The organism is Bacillus sp. A015 (genome assembly GCF_053851875.1).
Map to the genome: position 1 here is coordinate 181,009 of NZ_JBSPZB010000002.1, position 15,171 is coordinate 196,179.

Here is a 15,171-nt window from a genome sequence, read left to right on the forward strand (position 1 = left end):
AGCCGGAAATATGAAAACAAAAAAACCTTACCAAAGGTAAGGTTTTCTGCCGCTTTATGCTTATTTCATCCATTCAGTATGGAATACGCCTTCTTTATCTGTTCGCTCGTACGTATGTGCACCGAAGTAGTCACGTTGTGCTTGAATTAAGTTCGCTGGAAGCACAGCTGTGCGATAGCTATCAAAGTAAGCAAGTGCACTTGAGAATGAAGGAACAGGAACTCCTTGTTCAACTGCAAGTGAAATGACTTTACGAAGTGATGATTGATAGCTTTCGACGATATCCTTGAAGTAAGGATCAAGCAATAGGTTTTTCAGTTCAGGGTTACGGTCATATGCTTCTTTAATTTGTTGTAAGAAGGCTGCACGAATGATACATCCACCGCGGAAGATCATCGCAATTTCACCGTATTTTAAATCCCAGTTATATTCATCAGATGCTGCTTTCATTTGCGCAAAACCTTGAGCGTAAGAACAAATTTTACTCATGAATAGAGCTTTTCTGACAGCTTCGATCAGCGCTTGTTTATCATCAGCTGATTGAGTCGGCTCAGGGCCTTGGATTAATTTGCTTGCTTCAACACGCTCATCTTTCATCGCTGAAATAAAGCGCGCAAAAACAGACTCTGTAATGATTGGAAGCGGGACACCTAGATCAAGTGAGCTTTGGCTTGTCCATTTTCCAGTTCCTTTTTGTCCAGCTTTATCTAAGATGACATCCACAAGCGGCTGGTTTGTTTCTTCATCCACTTTTGTGAAAATATCAGCTGTAATTTCGATTAAGTAGCTGTCAAGCTCGCCTTTATTCCACTCTGAGAATACTTCATGAAGCTCTTGTGCTGATAATCCAGCGACATGCTTCAAGATAAAGTATGACTCAGAGATCAATTGCATGTCTCCGTACTCAATGCCGTTATGGACCATTTTGACATAATGTCCTGCTCCATCTGGACCGATATACGTTGTACAAGGCTCGCCGTCTACTTTTGCAGAGATCGCTTCTAAAATTGGTTTCACTAGCTCATGCGCTTCTTTTTGACCGCCAGGCATAATAGATGGGCCTTTTAGTGCGCCTTCTTCACCGCCAGAAACACCCGTTCCAATGAAGTGAATGCCACTTTCCGCAAGCTCTTGATTACGTCTTTGTGTATCCTTGTAATATGTATTTCCACCATCAATTAAAATGTCACCTTTCTCTAGGTGAGGAAGTAATGATTGAATGGTTGCATCAGTTGCTGCACCAGCTTTCACCATTAAAAGAATTTTACGCGGTGTTTCAAGCGACTGAACAAATTCTTCGATGCTGTATGTGCCTACAACGTTTTTCCCTTTTGATTCTTGAAGAAATTCTTCTGTTTTGCTGCTAGATCTGTTATAAACAGACACGGAGAAACCGCGGCTTTCAATATTAAGGGCAAGGTTTTTCCCCATAACGGCTAGTCCAACCACACCGATTTGTTGTTTTGACATAATTCTAACGTCCCTTCTAACACACTATATTGATTACTGCTGAAATGATGTACCCTTTGAAATTACCACAACATCACCTCTTTTATCAAGTTTTCAGGCTAGTCATTTCCTCTTTCGTCCTGAAAAAAGTCTTTATTAAAACTTGTACCGCTTGTTTTGCTCTCTTTTTCCTTAATGGTCATCCCTCTTTGAATCAATGGTTTTCCGTATTTTTCTTTGAGATCGTCTAAAATGGATTGAAGCGGCTCTTCTTTTGCATCTTCTGTATAAGAAAATAAATCAAGCTGCTTGACGGCTGTTTTTCGTTCTACAAGATCTGTCCCCGTCACACCTAAGAGCCTTACCGGCTGGTCATTCCAATGCTTAAGGAATAACTGCTTTGCCGCCTCAAATAGATCTTCCTTTCGATCGGTTGGATTCGTGAGCATGACGCTTCGCGTGATATTTTTCCAGCTAGCATACCGAATCATAATGAGCAGCCGATTCGCCATCACTTCTTTTCTCCTTAATCTTGCGCTCACGGATTGTGACAGTTTATCGATTAAAGTGACGAGCTCATCTGTATCGTCAGAATCATGCGGAAGGGTTGAAGAATTACCGACGGATTTAAATTCATATATCCTGTCTGGATCAACGATACCGTCATGCTCACCATTCGCCTTTTGCTTTAATCTCGGCCCATTGATACCTAACAATTCTTTTAACGCATACTCATTTGCTTTTGCTAAATCTTCAATGGTATGAATTCCGATCGTTTTCAATTTATCTGCCGTTTTTTGCCCAACACCGTGCATGTCACCTGCTGGCAGCGGCCAGAGCATTTGCGGGACATCTCGTTTACGCAAAATGGTGATACCCATTGGCTTTTTCCAATTAGACGCCATTTTGGCTAAAAATTTATTCGGTGCAATGCCGATACTTGAAGGAAGCATGAGCTCTTCTACTAGCCTCGTTTGAATATCATGAGCGGTTTTCACTGCATGTTCGGCATATGGCGTATGCGTTAAATCAATATAGCCTTCATCAATCGATACCGGTTCAACTAAATCGCTATATTCTCTTAGTATCGTAAACATTTCTTGTGAGGAGCTGCGATATCGGTCAAAGTTTGGCGATCGGACAATCAGTCCCGGACAAAGCCGCTTCGCTTCCCACAATGGCATCGGCGGCTTCACACCTAATGCCCTTGCCTCGTAGCTGCACGTCACAACAATCCCTTTACGCTCTTTCGCATTTCCGCTAATGGCTAAAGGTTTCCCTCTCAGAGAAGGGTCATACGCCATTTCTACATTGGCATAAAAAGCATTCATGTCTATGTGAAAAATAATATTTGACATTGGCATAACCCCATTCTCTTGTCTACCTATATTTTGAATCAGTTCAGAATGAATCAATCATTGTAGATTACCTTTTATGCTCAATTATACATTGATTTGATTCACCTTTCCTCAAAAAAACCTTCTCCTAAGAAAGAGAAGGCTCCACGTTCATTTAAACTTTTTCTTCAAGTATACCATTTTGATATTGAATATCCTCATATGTTAACACTTCATTTTTACTATGGTAGAAATGTTTAACAACCGGCGTGGGCTGTTGATTAAAATTCATACTCAAACTTTGATTAGAGTAGTGTCCAGCCGGATCAATATAATATTTAAAATCAATCACTCTTTCCACATCAATTTCAGCGTAAGCAATCCCCTCTGTTTCAGCTGGAACCATATCACTGATCGGTTCTCCATCCGGACCGTAAATGCACGTATGCCCACTCTTAAATGTTTCAAAGTAATCTCTTTGCTCCTGTGTTAAACAAATCATCTCTTTCATTTCCTCAGTATATATAGATGAAGTCATCAGCACAAATGTCTGTGTCGCGATGGCATAATATCTGCTTGAAATTTCATCATCAAAATAACCTGGCCAAGATGCAACATGTACCTGCTCATTTTGGGCATTCATCGCCATAAGGTCTAACGGCACTTGATGCTCCCAACACATCAACCCACCAAGATTTCCAATCTCCGTTTGAAAAACCGGCATCATACTTCCGCTTCCATCACCCCAAATTAGTCTTTCTGCTACAGAAGCTCTCATTTTTCGATGTTTTCCTATTAAATCTCCATTTGGATTAAACCAAAGTTGAGCTAAATAGAGAGAGCCTCCATCTTTTTCACTGCACGATATACAAACGTACATTTCATTTCTTTTCGCTGCCTCACTTATTTTTTGAATTGCTAAGCTGGGGATTTCCACTGCGTTTTTATACAATTCATGATAGAACTTTCTTGTATATTCTGGATGACCAATAAAAGCAAACCAAGGATAACCAGGCAAAAATGCTTCTGGGAATGCCACAAGCTTTGCACCATTTGAAGCTGCCTCGTCAATCATTTCACATGATTTGTCAACTGTTGCCTCCAAATTTAAATAGATGGGTGCTGCTTGTACCGCAGCTGCTCGAAATTTAGGGTAAATGCTTGTCATACTTCAAAACCTCCATTTCTTCTATTCCACTTAATTATAAGATAGGAATTATGAAGTTTGGATTACAATTACCATTTTAGTTAAAATCAGGATTTTTATTCAATGAAGCAAACACGTGGTTCTGTTAGACATTTAACAATGTGTATAGTACACTGTGAGTAATGAAATGGATGTGATAATCATGATTATTGATACATTCAATGAAGTCTTTTTCCTTGTTGAATTCTTTACGATTATTCTTCCAGCACTGACGGCCATCGGCATTGCGTTTTTATTAAAAGATTGCCGAATGAACGAGCACCTTGGTGGACATCGTTTGGAAGAGTTGGACGCATCTTGCTTGAATCGAACAGACTTTCTGTTTATCATATATGATCGCATTACAACTTGGATTAGTAAAGTCATTCGAATGAAAAGATCATCAAATGATGATGAAGACCATTCGCTTCCTCTCTCTTATTAGATTTTCATTATTGAGGAGGAAACGAATTGAAACGTTTATTGACTGTTTGTACTACTGTATTTTTGATGATGATTGCGTCACCTGCATTTGCGGCAAGTGCGCAAACGAATACGAGCTCTGATGGGTTTTTCCATCATTATTTTGTCCAGCCTTTTTCTGAGTTGATCATTTGGCTTGCGAACTTCTTTCATGATGATTATGGCTTATCCATTATGTTTGTGACACTCATTGTACGCCTGCTCATTTTCCCGCTTTTTGCGAATCAATTTAAGAAACAAAAAGTCATGCAGGAGAAAATGGCATTGATCAAACCTCAGATTGACCAAATACAAAGCAAATTGAAGAAAACGAAAGAACCTGAGAAACAAAAAGAACTGCAAATGGAAATGATGAATATTTACAAAGAGAACAACGTGAACCCGCTGGCGATGGGCTGTCTGCCTATGCTGATTCAAATTCCAATTGTTCTCGGCTTTTACTCGGCTATCCGCTCAACACCAGAGATCGCAACGCATTCGTTCTTATGGTTTAACTTAGGACAAACTGATGTATTCGTAGCGATCTTTGCAGGCGCTATGTATTTCTTGCAATTTTATGTCACGCAAAGATATGCGAAGCAATCAGGCACCCAAACAGAGGCTGCGCTCAAGCAGGCCAAAATCATGGGCATGATTTTTCCTATCATGATGCTATTTATTTCAATCAATGCCCCTGCTGCTCTTCCTTTATACTGGATGACAAGCGGACTATTACTCACGATTCAGACGATTATTTTAAATGTGATGTACCAAAAGTCAAAAACGAAAGCTGAGGCAAACGATCAAGTCAACCCAGCTGCTGAATAAAAATTAGCCCCTTATCTTTAAGGGGCTCTCAGATTGTTGACAAAGGGCTAAAATGATCTTTATTTTAGTCCTTTGTCTTCTTTTCAGCGTGATAGAAAACCTTTGAAGTCTAGGAAGGACGAGTACCGGAGCGGAGCGAATTTTGACATTCGTGAGCACCGGCACGCAGGACTGACAAAGAATGCGAGGGTTTGTCTACACGCTGAAGCCCCTTATCAACGGATAAGGGGCTTTTCTTTAAGCCAATTCTTCTTTCATTCGCTCTGGCAATTGATCGAGGTCCTCAATTTTCCCAAGAAACTTACTTGGGTCCACTTGTAAAATCATCTTGTTCTCTCTCTCCACAACGCCGAAGAAATATTCAGATGCTTTTGTGTTCATATGAAATGGCTTGATCTCGCTTAGCTCGATATCAATGATATCTTTAGCATCTGAGACAAGGCAGCCAATCATTTGATCGTTTAATTCAAATAGTAAAACCTTGGACTGTTCGTTCACATCAAGAGACTTTCCGTGAAGCATCACACCTGTGTCGCTGACTGGAATAACCTCTCCTCTTAATGACATGAGTCCTTTAATCTCTTTTGGAAGGTTCGATACTTCTTGTAAATAAGGGACCTTCTCAATCGAACGAATATGCTCTACACTGATGCCAAAATCCTCTTGTCCCACCTGGAAAATAATGATCTTTTGCGTGCTCACAGAGTCTCCTGCCTTTACGATGGATTTGTCGTTTCTTCGATAATGGCGAGAACCATTTCAGCTGTTTTGACTAATTCTTCAATCGGCATTTTCTCATTTTTCGTATGAATATCTTCATATCCAACAGCTAGGTTGACGGTTGGGACGCCGTTCCCGGCAATGACGTTTGCATCACTGCCTCCACCGCTTGTCTGTAGTTCTGAAGGACGGCCAATTTTCGCAGCCGCTTTTTTCGCCACTTCTACGACTTGATCGCCGTGAGAGAATTTGAAGCCTGGATACATGATGTCAATTTGTACATCGGCACTTCCGCCCATTTCTTTAGCGGTTTTTTCAAAGGCTTCTTTCATCTTCGCTACTTGCGCTTCCATTTTTGCAGGTTCTAAAGAGCGTGCCTCAGCAAGAATATCGACTTGATCGCAGACAATATTCGTTTGCGTTCCGCCTTCAAAACGGCCGATATTCGCGGTTGTTTCTTCATCAATGCGGCCAAGCGGCATGCTGGCAATTGCTTTTGATGCAATCGTAATCGCAGACACGCCTTTTTCAGGTGCTACACCTGCGTGAGCTGTTTTTCCATAAATGGTTGCGCGTACTTTTGCCTGTGTTGGCGCAGCCACGATAATCGTGCCGACCTTTCCATCTGAATCAAGAGCATAGCCATATTTCGCTGTCATCCGTTTCGGATCTAACGCTTTTGCTCCAACAAGTCCTGATTCCTCACCTGCCGTGATGACAAATTCAATCGTACCATGAGGCAAATTCTTCTCTTTCAGCACGCGTATGGCTTCAAACATAGCGGCAAGTCCTGTTTTATCGTCAGCACCAAGAATGGTTGTTCCATCTGTTTTCACATATCCGTCTTCAATGACTGGTTTTACGCCATTCCCTGGAACAACAGTGTCCATATGAGAAGTGAAATAGATCGTATCCGCCTTTTGATTTCCTTCCAGTGTGCAGATCAGGTTACCTGCACCGTGGCCAGTTGTCGCTTTTGAATCGTCTTCAACCACTTTAAGACCAAGCTGGGTGAATTTTTCTTTTAATACTTCAACAATTTTTTCTTCGTGTTTTGTTTCCGAATCAACCTGAACAAGTTCTAAAAATTCGTCTAGTAAGCGTTTCTCATTGATCATGATGGTGCTCCTCCTCTTATAGCGGCATGTTGCCATGCTTTTTTAACGGTCTATCTTCTTCTTTACTGCGAAGCAGGTCAAATGAGCGAATCAATCGCTCTCTCGTTTCAGCTGGCGTTAAAATATCGTCTACCAGCCCTGACTGAGCCGCTTTCAATACACTCGGTTCTTTGTCAAACTCCCGCGAAGCAGGATGAACAATTTCGTCTGCGAACGTTTTTCCCATGACATCAATTTCTGCCTCTGGCCATGCATAAACAAAGTCAGCGCCTAAGCCCTTACTATTCATGGCGACATATGCACCGCCAAACGCCTTTCTTAAAATCACGGTGATTTTAGGAACTGTCGCCTCTGCGTACGCATATAAAAGCTTCGCGCCGTGCCGGATAATTCCCGCATGCTCGGCCTTCTCCCCTGGTAAAAACCCAGGAACGTCCACAAGAGTTAAGATGGGAATATGAAACGCATCGCAAAACCGGATAAACCTGGCCGCTTTATCAGCAGCGTCAAGATCAAGGCTTCCTGCCAGCACCTTTGGCTGATTGGCGACAAGACCAATCGAAGACCCTTGTAATCTGGCAAAACCTGTGACGATATTTTTCGAGAAACAAGGCTGCGTTTCAAAGAATGAGCCGTGATCGGTTATCGCTGTCACCACTTGTTTGACATCATAGGTGCGTGATGGATCCTTTGGCAAGATGCCGCCTGGATCGATAGCATCATGCTTGCGTACCTCTCTATGAATGACAGCCTGCTGTTTTGTTGGTATGTACGTTAAAAGAGTTCGAACCGCTTTTAACACGTCCCTCTCATCTTTCCCAGTATAGTGCACATTCCCGCTTGTCTGATGCTGAACACTTGCACCGCCAAGCCGGTCAGGACAGACCGTTTCTCCCGTTGCCTTTTCTATGACTTTCGGACCAGTTAAAAACATATGGGCTGTTTGCTCCGTCATGAATACAAAATCAGTCAATGCAGGAGAATAAACTGCACCTCCAGCACATGAGCCTAAAATAACGGATATTTGCGGGATTTGACCAGAGTACAGCACGTTACGTTTAAAAATCTGACCGTATCCTTCTAATGATACCACACCCTCTTGAATTCTCGCACCACCTGAGTCTTTTAGACCGATGATAGGCATTTGATTTTCAGCCGCCAGATCCATTAAAGAGGCAATTTTTTTGGCATGCATTTCGCCTAATGAGCCCCCATATACGGTCGCATCTTGTGCATAAACACATACGGGCCTTCCATGAATGAGTCCCGTTCCAATGACGACACCGTCACCTACATGCTCTGACCTGTGACCTGTTGCAAACGGCTGAATTTCCATCAAGCTGTCCTGGTCAAGAAGTTCATGCAACCGCTGACGAACAGTCAGCTTTCCTTTGTTCCGGTGGGTCGCTGCTCGTTTTTCACCACCGCCCTTTAAAGCCTTCTCTCGCCATTCAGACAAGTCATTGAACGATTCATTCATCGCCATATTTCTCTCCTTTCAAGGGCTCACACAATTCAACTAACACACCGGATGTTTCTTTTGGTGAAATAAACGCGATACGCTTTCCGCTGGCACCCATTTGTGCTGTTTTTTGAAGGAGCTGCACCTCTAAGTGATCAAGATGGCTAAGATCAGCCTGAATGTCATCTGACTTTAATGCAATATGATGAAGACCCTCTCCTCTTTTTGTTAAGAAGGTATGTAATTTGCTATGATCTGCCATCGGTTCAATCAATTCAATGTGCAGGTCACCAAGTGAAGCGAAGGACGCCTTAATCTCTTGTTCAGGAATTTCTTGTATGTCTGAAAATTGCCAGTTAAACAGCTGATGAAGCGTTTGACTTGTTTCTTTAATAGAAAAGACAGCAATGGCGATATGATCGATTTGGTTCATCTGTTCACTTCCTTTGTTGATCACTTGTCGCGTACGAAAAAACGAGCTAGAATAAGGAAAGGTGCGCTCGTCGCAAAAATCTTTGGTTATAGGGGTGCGATATGTCTCAGAAATTCATGAAATTTATGGTATTGCTCATGATTAGCTTGCTGTTAATTTCTTCACTATTAGCAGGAGCGGCAACCTTTTTATAAGGTTTTGATAAAAGCAGACAAGCAGGTGATTCGTTCGATCAACGAATGGCCTGTTTGTCTTTGGCTAGCTTTTCAAATGAATCGCTTGATTTTGTAATCCACACCTTTGTTCCAATTGGAAGCTGGTCAAACAGCCGTTCTACATCTTGATTATGAAGTCTCACACAGCCTGCCGTGATAAATTTCCCTATCGATGTTTCGTCGCTTGTTCCATGAATCCCATAGGTTCTTCCATCTGTCCCTCGTGCATCAAATCCAATCCATCTTCGGCCAAGAGGGTTATTCTTCGCACCGCCTTCAATATCCTTTCTTCTGTAATAAGGATCTTTCGCTTTAATCATAATGGTAAATTCACCTTCTGGCGTTAACTCAACTGTTTTCCCTGTAGAAGCAGGATATACGTTTTGGATTTTTCCTTGATCAATAAAGGCAAGTTCATTCGTTTGTTTATTAATAATGACAAATGGGTCTCCGGGAAGCGGGTTCTGTCCAAGCGGCCAAATAGGCGAAAGGGACATGGTCAGCACGATATAAAATAAAAGACGCATAGGCTCCTCCTTTTTTCATTAGATTGACCAATGAAGGAGGAACTCATGCGTCTCTATTCTTTCATGCCTTTAAAATAGCTTTTCAGCACTAAATATTGTTCCATTTCCCCGAGGAAATGAAAGAGTGCGGCTCTTGCCTCAAATTCTTCTCGTGTTTGCGGAAGCGGGAGGGCATCGAACTCTTCTTTCATATCAATCAGGCGTCTTAAAAACTTATGCGCCGTGTTACCTGGGTGAATATGTTCGCGCAAGTCTCTGACGTATTCTGCAATGATTTGCCCATGCTCCGTTGTGATGGAAATAGACGTAATTTTCGGAAGTACGCGCTCAATGATTTCAAATTGCTTTTGTCTCATGTTGAAATAATGATAATACAGATTTTCATGCCTTAGCACATGGTTTTCAACATCACGATATGCGAGAGCTTTCGCTTCTTTGATCAATTGGTGTGTCTCTGGTATTTCTTTCCCTGTCCAGTCTTGTTTCCCTGTCATTAAGTATTGCTCGATTTCTTCAAAGATTTTCGCAAAATTGGCTTCAATTTGTTCACTGTATCGTTTGAGCTTTTTATCGACACTTGGCATATACAGGTTCATAATGAGCGCTACCCCAACACCAATTGTGATCAGCAGCAGCTCATTCCAGATGAGCTGAAGGGTAATCCCGCCGGACATGTACAAATGAAGAATGATCACAGAGCTTGTGACAATCCCTTCTTTCATTCTGAGCAAAACGGTTGTCGGAATAAAGACGAGCAGCATCAGACCAATAACGAAAGGATGATAACCAATCAGATCGAAAAATAAATAAGAAAATAAGATGGCGAGACTGCATGCTGCAAACCGGGCCCCTGATGCTAACAGTGACCTTTTTTTCGTCACTTGAATGCAAAGGATCGTAATAATCCCGGCAGCTGAATAATTTTCCAAGCCAAGCATTTGTGCAATATAAATGGCTATAGCTGTTCCTAATGCTGTTTTCAGCGTTCGGTAGCCGATTTTAAACATGATGTGATTCACTCTTTTCTGTCTTGTTTCCATTCACTTTTGTGAAATGATGAACTTTTTTTACTTTCCCCATTATAATCAAAAAAAGAAGAAGATGTTAAGTCTCCTTCTCTTTTTTCTTTATAATATTTTTTGTAAAAAGTCTTGCGCACGCTGTGAAGACGGTGATTCAAAAAATTGCACAGGGTTCGCATCCTCCACAATTTTCCCGTCATCCATAAAGATGACGCGGTCAGCCACTTCTTTTGCAAAGCCCATTTCATGTGTGACGATCACGAGCGTCATTCCTGATTGAGCCAGCTCTTTCATGACCTCTAATACTTCCTTCACCATTTCAGGATCAAGTGCAGAAGTTGGTTCGTCAAACAGCATAATGTCTGGTGTCATCGCAAGCGCACGTGCAATGGCCACACGCTGCTTTTGACCACCGGACAAGCGGTTCGGGAAATCATCTTTTTTCTCTAAGAGCCCTACCTTTTTGAGCAGGTCTTCAGCTTGTTTGATGCTGTCTGCCTTCGATTGATTCTTCACATTCATTGGCGCATACGTGATATTTTCCAGCACGGTTTTATGCGGGAACAGGTGGAAATGCTGAAACACCATTCCAATGTTCTCACGTACTTTTAGTGCATTGGTTTTTGGATTTGTAATCTCCGTATCCTTAATCGTAATGACACCGGAAGTCGGCTTTTCAAGTAAGTTGATGCAGCGAAGGAACGTCGATTTTCCTGAACCAGATGGTCCAATGACCGCGACCACTTCCCCTTCTTTAATGGTGGTGTCGATTCCTTTTAGTACTTCATTTTTGCCAAATGTTTTTGTGAGCTTCTCTATTTTAATCATTTGATTTTAACTTCCTTTCCACCGATTTGCCGACTAAGGTGAGAACAAGCACGATGACATAATAGATGAGACCCGCAAAAATAAGCGGTTCAAGATAATTATACGTGACGGCACCTGCTTGGTAGGCTCGTCTCATTACATCGCCCAGTCCAATGACTGTGACAATCGCTGATTCTTTTGTCAGTGTAATCGTTTCGTTCACAAGTGCAGGTGAAATATTTTTGAATGCTTGTGGAAGCAATAAGTCCTTCATCATTTTAGCATAAGGGATGCCTAAAGCAACGGCCGCTTCTTTTTGACCTTTATCAATGGCATTAATACCAGCTCGAATAATTTCAGATACGTATGCCGCCGAGTTGAGTGAAAATGCCGCTACAGCAGCCCAGTATTGATCGATTTGAAAGCCAAGTAGCTGAGGCAGACCAAAATAGATAATAAGAAGCTGAAGCACAAGCGGTGTGCCTCGGAAGATTGACGTATAAAAATCTGCAAGCCAAATGAGCGGCTTAAACACACTAATTTTGCAGAGCGTTAATAAAATTCCTAAGATAAAACCAAGGAAAAGTGACACCACTACAATAGAAAGCGTGACCTTAAGACCTTCTAAAATAAAGGGCATTTGAGGTATTACATCTTTAAAATCCATCATTATATTCTCCTTTTTTTGCCTTCATACGAAATCAAAGAATAAACAGGAAAAAGTTCAACACGTGTTGAACTTTTCAGCGCTTACTACTTGATTTTCATGAATGACGCTGATCCTTTTCCTGAATTATTTTTCATCAGCAAACCATTTTTTAATCAATTGATCAAGTTCGCCATTATCCTTCATTTCTTTTAAAGATTTATTGAATTTCGCTGTTAAGTCACTATTTTTTTTGAATGCAATGGCTGAACCTTCGTTTGAGCTATTCAATCCAAATGCTTGGAATTCTTTTTCCTTTTTTAAATAACCAGCAGCCACTTTATCTTCAATAATCGCTGCATCAAAGCGGCCTGCTTTGATCTCTTGAATGATATCAGAGATTTTATTACGATCTTCAACTGTTAAGTTATATTTCTTTTGCAAACCGTTTGCTTCATCCTGTTGAATAGAACCTAATTGAACGCCGACTGTTTTGTCTTTTAAATCTTTCTCTGCTTTCATTCCGCTAGATTTCTTTGATACAACCATGTTTTCAGCATTGTAATAGACATCAGAGAAATCAACTTGTTTTTTACGTTTTTCTGTAGGTGTCATTCCTGCAAGGACAATATCAGCTTTGTTTGTTTTAAGTGCTGATACAAGGCTTGCAAAGTCCATATCTTGAATTTCTAGCTTGTAGCCGTTCTTTTTCGCTAGTGCTGTTGCAAGATCTACATCGAAACCGACAACTTTATCGCCATCTTTTGATTCAAATGGCGGATAATCTGCTGATGTCGCCATGATGAGTGTTTTGTCGTCTCCTGATGCGTTTGAATTATTAGAAGAAGTTCCGCATGCTGCTAGGGCAGCTGCAAGACCAGCTGTCATAAGTAATAATAACCACTTTTTCATATGATGATGCCTCCCAGTATTTAAACTCATGTGTAGATTTGAATATTTATTCACTATAATGTATTTTAAACACTTTCTTTTTAAGATGCAATAGTATTTCACTAAAATTATTTTGATTCAATTGTCTTATAAAACAAAAGAACAGACCGATCAAAAGACCGGACTGCTTCATATTTATTCATTCAAAAGGTACATTTTATATTTCTTCACAATGCTCATCGAAAGCGGCTTGAAGTTTTGACACAACTTCCATTGGTTCGTGTCCCTCAATTTCATGACGCTCTACCATTTTGATGATCTTACCATCCTTTAGTAGTGCAAATGATGGTGAAGACGGCGGGAAGCCTTCAAAGTATTCACGTGCTCTTGCCGTTGCCTCTTTGTCCTGTCCAGCAAACACTGTGAGCAATTGATCTGGACGCTTATCGTAATGAACAGAATAGCCAGCAGCTGGCCTTGCAATACCGCCAGCACAACCGCACACTGAATTCACCATCACAAGTGCCGTGCCTTTTTTCGTCAGTGCTTCGTCTACTTCTTCAGCTGTTGTCAGTTCCGTGTAGCCTGCCTGCTTGATCTCTTCTCTCGCTTGTTTCACAATATCATTCATAAATAAATTAAAATCAATATTCATTTCCGTCCACTCCTTCTACGTACCAAACCATTTTAACTACATCATATCAAGGAAAACGCCGGCGGGCAAATGTGTTGTCTTTCCCCTTTCACTTTTTCCAAACATCGTTTATGAGCTGTGAAGTTGGGGAAAAGTGATGATAAAGAAACGAAAGGGAGAACAGCGTGATGGCACAATTCAAAAAAGCGATGCTTATTTATAATGGAAATGCTGGACAAAAAAACATGGAAAAAACACTAGGTCAAACAGTGCCTCTTCTTTCTCTACATATTGATGAACTCATCCTTAAACCGACAAAACAGCCAAATGATGCGTATCATTTCTGCCGCAGGATAGATGAAACGGTTGAATTGCTGATTATATTAGGAGGGGATGGAACCGTCCATGAATGTATGAACGGAATCGGCGGTTTAGAAAAAAGACCTGCTGTAGCGATATTGCCTGGCGGGACATGCAATGATTTTTCTAGAACGCTAGGCATACCTCAACAAATGGCAAAAGCCGCTCAAATGATTGTAGACGGCGCCCGAAAAAAGGTCGACTTAATCAAAGCAGAAGATCGATACCTTTTAAACTTCTGGGGGATCGGGCTCATTGCAGACACCTCCAATAATATTAATGACAAGGAAAAAGCCGTACTCGGCAAAATCAGCTACTTCACAAGCGCTCTTCGAACTCTTCAAACAGATCCTTTTCACGTACGTATTGAAACCGAAGAGGAAAACTGGGAAGAGGAAGCTGTGATCGTGCTTGTGATGAACGGACAATTTATCGGTACACATAAAATTGATTTGCCAAATGCAGCAATTGATGATGGAAAAGCCGAAACTTTAATTTGCAGAAATACTAGTTTCTCTGCTTTAAAAGAGATATTTTCAATGAACCGAGAAGAGCTAGAGGATTTTACAGGCGACCTGTCTTTCATCCAAGCGTCTCGCGTTCATATCCATACAAAAGAGGAAATGGATGCAGATACAGATGGTGAAGTATACATGACAGCCCCCTCTTTCCTCGAAGTATTAAAGCAACATTTGACCTTTATTGTTCCAGCAGAATAAAGAAATCGCCCGAGATCATTAAGATTCGGGCGTTTTTTTAATGTAGCGTCTGTATAAATATTCAAGTGCATACCCAAGCAGTGTGCCTAAAAGAAGTGAAATTCCTAAAAAGCTATTTGCTGCTCCTTTCAATCCACCTACAAGTAGCAAGCAGTACGCAATTTGAATGATTGAAACGATGGATATGATGAGTAGTAACCTTTCAGGATGATTGCGTGATTTGGAAATATACCGAAGAAAAGCGAACGCAATCGCTGTGATAAACATGAGGCCAATCGTTAAAAAAGCAAAAAAATCTAGTCCGGACATATCATCGCTCCTTTCTCATTGATATGGAAATCCCCCTCTCATGATC

18 protein-coding genes are annotated in these 15,171 nt (G+C 41.2%); 4 read left to right on the plus strand and 14 right to left on the minus strand.

What is annotated here, in order from left to right; genetic code table 11:
* Positions 1-60: 60 nt before the first annotated feature.
* From gndA to ACSLGF_RS02545, 3 genes are all read right to left on the minus strand, one after another.
* Positions 61-1,470, minus strand: coding sequence for an NADP-dependent phosphogluconate dehydrogenase (gndA, locus tag ACSLGF_RS02535; RefSeq protein ID WP_456002242.1), 1,410 nt, complete (start codon positions 1,468-1,470; stop codon positions 61-63).
* Positions 1,471-1,568: 98 nt separating this feature from the next.
* Complete coding sequence (locus tag ACSLGF_RS02540; protein WP_456002245.1) at positions 1,569-2,813, minus strand: DNA polymerase IV; 1,245 nt, start codon at positions 2,811-2,813, stop codon at positions 1,569-1,571.
* 148 nt (positions 2,814-2,961) lie between these two features.
* Positions 2,962-3,954, minus strand: a complete 993-nt coding sequence (locus ACSLGF_RS02545; protein ID WP_456002248.1) for a carbon-nitrogen hydrolase family protein — start codon at positions 3,952-3,954, stop codon at positions 2,962-2,964.
* Between the two features lie 181 nt (positions 3,955-4,135).
* On the opposite strand from ACSLGF_RS02545, the gene ACSLGF_RS02550 reads away from it, so the two are divergent.
* Both ACSLGF_RS02550 and ACSLGF_RS02555 read left to right on the plus strand, forming a co-directional pair.
* Positions 4,136-4,417, plus strand: coding sequence for a hypothetical protein (locus ACSLGF_RS02550; RefSeq protein ID WP_008342247.1), 282 nt, complete (start codon positions 4,136-4,138; stop codon positions 4,415-4,417).
* Positions 4,418-4,443: 26 nt separating this feature from the next.
* The gene (locus tag ACSLGF_RS02555; RefSeq protein ID WP_456002251.1) at positions 4,444-5,262 is read left to right on the plus strand and encodes a membrane protein insertase YidC; all 819 of its coding nucleotides are present in this window, start codon (positions 4,444-4,446) and stop codon (positions 5,260-5,262) included.
* A 237-nt stretch (positions 5,263-5,499) separates the two neighbouring features.
* On the opposite strand, the gene ACSLGF_RS02560 is transcribed toward ACSLGF_RS02555, so the two are convergent.
* Genes ACSLGF_RS02560 through mce form a run of 4 tightly spaced genes read right to left on the minus strand, consistent with a single transcriptional unit; the run spans position 5,500 to position 8,995 of the window.
* The gene (locus tag ACSLGF_RS02560; RefSeq protein WP_099726712.1) at positions 5,500-5,964 is read right to left on the minus strand and encodes a chemotaxis protein CheW; all 465 of its coding nucleotides are present in this window, start codon (positions 5,962-5,964) and stop codon (positions 5,500-5,502) included.
* A gap of 14 nt (positions 5,965-5,978) precedes the next feature.
* On the minus strand, positions 5,979-7,100 hold the full coding sequence (locus ACSLGF_RS02565) for a tripeptidase T (protein WP_456002254.1): 1,122 nt from the start codon (positions 7,098-7,100) through the stop codon (positions 5,979-5,981).
* A 16-nt stretch (positions 7,101-7,116) separates the two neighbouring features.
* On the minus strand, positions 7,117-8,586 hold the full coding sequence (locus ACSLGF_RS02570) for an acyl-CoA carboxylase subunit beta (protein ID WP_456002257.1): 1,470 nt from the start codon (positions 8,584-8,586) through the stop codon (positions 7,117-7,119).
* The gene (gene mce, locus ACSLGF_RS02575) at positions 8,573-8,995 is read right to left on the minus strand and encodes a methylmalonyl-CoA epimerase (protein WP_456002260.1); all 423 of its coding nucleotides are present in this window, start codon (positions 8,993-8,995) and stop codon (positions 8,573-8,575) included. The genes ACSLGF_RS02570 and mce overlap by 14 nt, the downstream gene beginning before the upstream one ends.
* A gap of 101 nt (positions 8,996-9,096) precedes the next feature.
* Between mce and prli42 the strand changes: the two genes are divergently transcribed.
* Positions 9,097-9,189, plus strand: coding sequence for a stressosome-associated protein Prli42 (gene prli42 / locus ACSLGF_RS02580; RefSeq protein ID WP_149865350.1), 93 nt, complete (start codon positions 9,097-9,099; stop codon positions 9,187-9,189).
* A 38-nt stretch (positions 9,190-9,227) separates the two neighbouring features.
* Here prli42 and ACSLGF_RS02585 read toward each other — a convergent pair whose 3' ends face one another.
* The 6 genes from ACSLGF_RS02585 to ACSLGF_RS02610 form a co-directional block, all read right to left on the minus strand.
* Positions 9,228-9,737 carry a L,D-transpeptidase gene (locus ACSLGF_RS02585; protein WP_456002263.1) on the minus strand — a complete coding sequence of 170 codons (510 nt, stop codon included), beginning with the start codon at positions 9,735-9,737 and terminating at the stop codon, positions 9,228-9,230.
* 53 nt (positions 9,738-9,790) lie between these two features.
* A complete protein-coding gene (locus ACSLGF_RS02590; RefSeq protein ID WP_456002266.1) occupies positions 9,791-10,744 on the minus strand; it encodes an aromatic acid exporter family protein in 954 nt (317 codons plus the stop codon).
* Positions 10,745-10,864: 120 nt separating this feature from the next.
* On the minus strand, positions 10,865-11,587 hold the full coding sequence (locus tag ACSLGF_RS02595) for an amino acid ABC transporter ATP-binding protein (RefSeq protein WP_456002269.1): 723 nt from the start codon (positions 11,585-11,587) through the stop codon (positions 10,865-10,867).
* A complete protein-coding gene (locus ACSLGF_RS02600; RefSeq protein ID WP_456002272.1) occupies positions 11,580-12,233 on the minus strand; it encodes an amino acid ABC transporter permease in 654 nt (217 codons plus the stop codon). The genes ACSLGF_RS02595 and ACSLGF_RS02600 overlap by 8 nt, the downstream gene beginning before the upstream one ends.
* Positions 12,234-12,359: 126 nt before the next feature.
* Complete coding sequence (locus ACSLGF_RS02605) at positions 12,360-13,124, minus strand: transporter substrate-binding domain-containing protein (protein WP_456002275.1); 765 nt, start codon at positions 13,122-13,124, stop codon at positions 12,360-12,362.
* A 196-nt stretch (positions 13,125-13,320) separates the two neighbouring features.
* Positions 13,321-13,758, minus strand: coding sequence for a BrxA/BrxB family bacilliredoxin (locus ACSLGF_RS02610; RefSeq protein WP_099726705.1), 438 nt, complete (start codon positions 13,756-13,758; stop codon positions 13,321-13,323).
* Positions 13,759-13,925: 167 nt separating this feature from the next.
* Here ACSLGF_RS02610 and ACSLGF_RS02615 point away from each other — a divergent pair, with 167 nt between their 5' ends.
* A complete protein-coding gene (locus ACSLGF_RS02615) occupies positions 13,926-14,816 on the plus strand; it encodes a YegS/Rv2252/BmrU family lipid kinase (protein WP_456002278.1) in 891 nt (296 codons plus the stop codon).
* 18 nt (positions 14,817-14,834) lie between these two features.
* Here the strand turns inward: ACSLGF_RS02615 and ACSLGF_RS02620 are convergent, their stop codons facing one another.
* Positions 14,835-15,125 carry a YesK family protein gene (locus tag ACSLGF_RS02620; protein WP_456002282.1) on the minus strand — a complete coding sequence of 97 codons (291 nt, stop codon included), beginning with the start codon at positions 15,123-15,125 and terminating at the stop codon, positions 14,835-14,837.
* Positions 15,126-15,171 lie beyond the last annotated feature (46 nt).

Excerpts from the sequence above, each read along its gene's own strand:
- gndA (WP_456002242.1), bottom strand. The coding sequence starts at position 1,470 with ATGTCAAAACAACAAATCGGTGTGGTTGGACTAGCCGTTATGGGGAAA.
- ACSLGF_RS02540 (WP_456002245.1), bottom strand. The coding sequence starts at position 2,813 with ATGCCAATGTCAAATATTATTTTTCACATAGACATGAATGCTTTTTAT.
- ACSLGF_RS02545 (WP_456002248.1), bottom strand. The coding sequence starts at position 3,954 with ATGACAAGCATTTACCCTAAATTTCGAGCAGCTGCGGTACAAGCAGCA.
- ACSLGF_RS02550 (WP_008342247.1), top strand. The coding sequence starts at position 4,136 with ATGATTATTGATACATTCAATGAAGTCTTTTTCCTTGTTGAATTCTTT.
- ACSLGF_RS02565 (WP_456002254.1), bottom strand. The coding sequence starts at position 7,100 with ATGATCAATGAGAAACGCTTACTAGACGAATTTTTAGAACTTGTTCAG.
- ACSLGF_RS02570 (WP_456002257.1), bottom strand. The coding sequence starts at position 8,586 with ATGGCGATGAATGAATCGTTCAATGACTTGTCTGAATGGCGAGAGAAG.
- mce (WP_456002260.1), bottom strand. The coding sequence starts at position 8,995 with ATGAACCAAATCGATCATATCGCCATTGCTGTCTTTTCTATTAAAGAA.
- prli42 (WP_149865350.1), top strand. The coding sequence starts at position 9,097 with ATGTCTCAGAAATTCATGAAATTTATGGTATTGCTCATGATTAGCTTG.
- ACSLGF_RS02585 (WP_456002263.1), bottom strand. The coding sequence starts at position 9,737 with ATGCGTCTTTTATTTTATATCGTGCTGACCATGTCCCTTTCGCCTATT.
- ACSLGF_RS02590 (WP_456002266.1), bottom strand. The coding sequence starts at position 10,744 with ATGTTTAAAATCGGCTACCGAACGCTGAAAACAGCATTAGGAACAGCT.
- ACSLGF_RS02595 (WP_456002269.1), bottom strand. The coding sequence starts at position 11,587 with ATGATTAAAATAGAGAAGCTCACAAAAACATTTGGCAAAAATGAAGTA.
- ACSLGF_RS02600 (WP_456002272.1), bottom strand. The coding sequence starts at position 12,233 with ATGGATTTTAAAGATGTAATACCTCAAATGCCCTTTATTTTAGAAGGT.
- ACSLGF_RS02605 (WP_456002275.1), bottom strand. The coding sequence starts at position 13,124 with ATGAAAAAGTGGTTATTATTACTTATGACAGCTGGTCTTGCAGCTGCC.
- ACSLGF_RS02610 (WP_099726705.1), bottom strand. The coding sequence starts at position 13,758 with ATGAATATTGATTTTAATTTATTTATGAATGATATTGTGAAACAAGCG.
- ACSLGF_RS02615 (WP_456002278.1), top strand. The coding sequence starts at position 13,926 with ATGGCACAATTCAAAAAAGCGATGCTTATTTATAATGGAAATGCTGGA.
- ACSLGF_RS02620 (WP_456002282.1), bottom strand. The coding sequence starts at position 15,125 with ATGTCCGGACTAGATTTTTTTGCTTTTTTAACGATTGGCCTCATGTTT.